The 3,750-nt window shown below is 52.5% G+C and carries 1 tRNA gene and 2 rRNA genes; all 3 read left to right on the forward strand.

Going from position 1 to position 3,750, the window contains the following annotated elements:
* Positions 1-263 precede the first annotated feature (263 nt).
* The 3 genes from PMI41_RS17630 (at position 264) to PMI41_RS17640 (ending at position 3,748) form a co-directional block, all read left to right on the forward strand.
* Positions 264-3,222 (forward strand): 23S ribosomal RNA (locus PMI41_RS17630).
* Between the two features lie 210 nt (positions 3,223-3,432).
* A 5S ribosomal RNA gene (gene rrf, locus PMI41_RS17635) occupies positions 3,433-3,547 on the forward strand.
* A gap of 124 nt (positions 3,548-3,671) precedes the next feature.
* Positions 3,672-3,748, forward strand: a tRNA-Met gene (locus PMI41_RS17640).
* Positions 3,749-3,750: the final 2 nt, after the last annotated feature.

Raw genomic sequence — 3,750 nt, forward strand, 5'->3', positions numbered from 1 at the left:
TTATTCCGGATGTTCAAGGGTTTGCGCCTTTTGGCGCTGATCTGCCGGCCTTTTGGCCGCGAACTCTGAATAATGTCGTCAGGGGTGCTCATCAAAAGCCTCTGACATATGATTGGCCGCTTAACCGCAGAGCCATCGGATTTATCTCGAGAAGCTGGTCTTTTTTGTCAAATCGATTGTTGCTGAGTGTTTTGCAGCCTGTTGGTATCCCCCACAGGTGTTTGACGCTCGTCAAGGCAAGGATGGATATTGGCAATGAGAATGATCAAGTGTCTTAAGGGCATTTGGTGGATGCCTTGGCATGCACAGGCGATGAAGGACGTGATACGCTGCGATAAGCGTCGGGGAGGTGCGAATACCCTTTGATCCGACGATTTCCGAATGGGGAAACCCACCTTAGATATCTAGAAAATTATTTTGGTTGGATGATGAGCTTGCGGGCTTTGTATGGATGGCTGCTTTTGGCAACGAAAGCGGGTTATCGACCATACAGACCGCTAGGTCGTCGGCCATTTTTGGCCGCGCCCGCGCAGTGCCCGTCCCGGCAGGGACGATATGGCGCGTGAGCGAAACTGAGAACCCAAATAATTTCTAGATATCATAATAAGGTATCTAACTTTCGAATACATAGGGGTTAGAAGCGAACCCGGGGAACTGAAACATCTAAGTACCCGGAGGAAAGGACATCAAACGAGACTCCGTAAGTAGTGGCGAGCGAACGCGGACCAGGCCAGTGGCTTGAGTGAGACAAGTGGAACACCCTGGAAAGGGTGGCTAGAATGGGTGATAGCCCCGTACACGTAATGCGAACTCAAGTCCTTGAGTAGGGCGGGACACGTGAAATCCTGTCTGAACATGGGGAGACCACTCTCCAAGCCTAAGTACTCGTGCATGACCGATAGCGAACCAGTACCGTGAGGGAAAGGTGAAAAGCACCCCGACAAGGGGAGTGAAAGAGATCCTGAAACCGAATGCCTACAAACAGTTGGAGCCCAAGATTTGTTCTGGGTGACAGCGTACCTTTTGTATAATGGGTCAGCGACTTAGTCTGACGAGCAAGCTTAAACCGGTAGGTGTAGGCGTAGCGAAAGCGAGTCTGAACAGGGCGTTCAGTTCGTTGGATTAGACCCGAAACCAAGTGATCTAGCCATGAGCAGGTTGAAGGTAAGGTAACACTTACTGGAGGACCGAACCCGCATCTGTTGCAATAGATTGGGATGACTTGTGGCTAGGGGTGAAAGGCCAATCAAACTTGGAGATAGCTGGTTCTCCGCGAAATCTATTTAGGTAGAGCGTCGATCGAATACCTTCGGGGGTAGAGCACTGGATGGGCTAGGGGATCTCACCGATTTACCAAACCTAACCAAACTCCGAATACCGAAGAGTACTAATCGGCAGACACACGGCGGGTGCTAACGTCCGTCGTGAAGAGGGCAACAACCCTGACCACCATCTAAGGTCCCTAAGTTATGGCTAAGTGGGAAAGGATGTGAGGATCCCAAAACAACCAGGATGTTGGCTTAGAAGCAGCCATCATTTAAAGAAAGCGTAACAGCTCACTGGTCTAAATAAGGGTCTTTGCGCCGAAAATGTACCGGGGCTAAAGCCATACACCGAAGCTGTGGATTTGCTTAGCAATAAGCAAGTGGTAGCGGAGCGTTCTGTAAGCCGTTGAAGAGGGACCCGTGAGGGCCTTTGGAGGTATCAGAAGTGAGAATGCTGACATGAGTAACGATAAAGGGAGTGAGAGACTCCCTCGCCGAAAGTCCAAGGGTTCCTGCTTAAAGTTAATCTGAGCAGGGTTAGCCGGCCCCTAAGGCGAGGCCGAAAGGCGTAGTCGATGGGAACCACGTTAATATTCGTGGGCCTGCGGGTAGTGACGGATCGCGTATGTTGTTCTTCCTTATTGGATTGGAAGGGCTTCGGGGCGGTTCCAGGAAATAGCTCCCGCGTATAGACCGTACCCTAAACCGACACTGGTGGACTGGTAGAGAATACCAAGGCGCTTGAGAGAACTGCGTTGAAGGAACTCGGCAAATTGCACGCGTAACTTCGGAAGAAGCGTGACCCTTTTTTACGCAAGTAGAGGAGGGTGGCACAGACCAGGGGGTAGCGACTGTTTACCAAAAACACAGGGCTCTGCGAAGTCGCAAGACGACGTATAGGGTCTGACGCCTGCCCGGTGCTGGAAGGTTAAGAGGAGAGGTGCAAGCTTTGAATTGAAGCCCCAGTAAACGGCGGCCGTAACTATAACGGTCCTAAGGTAGCGAAATTCCTTGTCGGGTAAGTTCCGACCTGCACGAATGGCGTAACGACTTCCCCGCTGTCTCCAACGCAGACTCAGTGAAATTGAATTCCCCGTGAAGATGCGGGGTTCCTGCGGTTAGACGGAAAGACCCCGTGCACCTTTACTATAGCTTTACACTGGCATTCGTGTCGGCATGTGTAGGATAGGTGGTAGACTTTGAAGCGGGGGCGCCAGCCTTCGTGGAGTCATCCTTGAAATACCACCCTTACCTATATGGATGTCTAACCGCGGTCCGTTATCCGGATCCGGGACAGTGTATGGTGGGTAGTTTGACTGGGGCGGTCGCCTCCTAAAGAGTAACGGAGGCGCGCGATGGTGGGCTCAGACCGGTCGGAAATCGGTCGTCGAGTGCAATGGCATAAGCCCGCCTGACTGCGAGACTGACAAGTCGAGCAGAGACGAAAGTCGGTCATAGTGATCCGGTGGTCCCGCGTGGAAGGGCCATCGCTCAACGGATAAAAGGTACGCCGGGGATAACAGGCTGATGACCCCCAAGAGTCCATATCGACGGGGTTGTTTGGCACCTCGATGTCGACTCATCGCATCCTGGGGCTGGAGCAGGTCCCAAGGGTATGGCTGTTCGCCATTTAAAGCGGTACGTGAGTTGGGTTCAGAACGTCGTGAGACAGTTCGGTCCCTATCTGCCGTGGGTGTAGGAATATTGACAGGATCTGTCCCTAGTACGAGAGGACCGGGATGGACGTATCTCTGGTGGACCTGTTGTGGCGCCAGCCGCATAGCAGGGTAGCTATATACGGACGGGATAACCGCTGAAGGCATCTAAGCGGGAAACCCACCTGAAAACGAGTATTCCCTATCAGAGCCGTGGAAGACCACCACGTTGATAGGCCGGGTGTGGAAGTGCGGCAACGCATGAAGCTTACCGGTACTAATAGCTCGATTGGCTTGATCATTCTCATTACTTATATCCATCTGTCTCGTGAACGAGACATAATATAAAGCGCTCACGCATGAGCGGGGCTAAAGCCCCTATGCTCCGCGAGGGCGGCCAAAAGTGGCCGACGCGCAGGCGCGCTTGCGGGCAAACGCCCGGAAGAACGACTGTCGCCAAACAATCAAAACAAACAAAACCAGCTTCTCATGAATTTGTTGCGCTTTGCTGACCTGGTGGTTACAGCGGGGTGGCTGCACCCGATCCCATTCCGAACTCGGCCGTGAAACGCCCCTGCGCCAATGGTACTTCGTCTCAAGACGCGGGAGAGTAGGTCGCTGCCAGGTCTGCCAAACGCAACAAATCATTCTCAAAATAAACAACATCAGAACAATCAAATCAGGCCGCTCAAATGCGGCCTTTTGCTTTTGTAACGCCAAGTCTAGTATCTGGAATACAAAAGAATGGTGACGCGGGGTGGAGCAGCCCGGTAGCTCGTCAGGCTCATAACCTGAAGGTCACAGGTTCAAATCCTGTCCCCGCAACCAAA

The sequence above is a fragment of the Phyllobacterium sp. YR531 genome, from assembly GCF_000282595.1.
Lineage (GTDB): Bacteria > Pseudomonadota > Alphaproteobacteria > Rhizobiales > Rhizobiaceae > Phyllobacterium.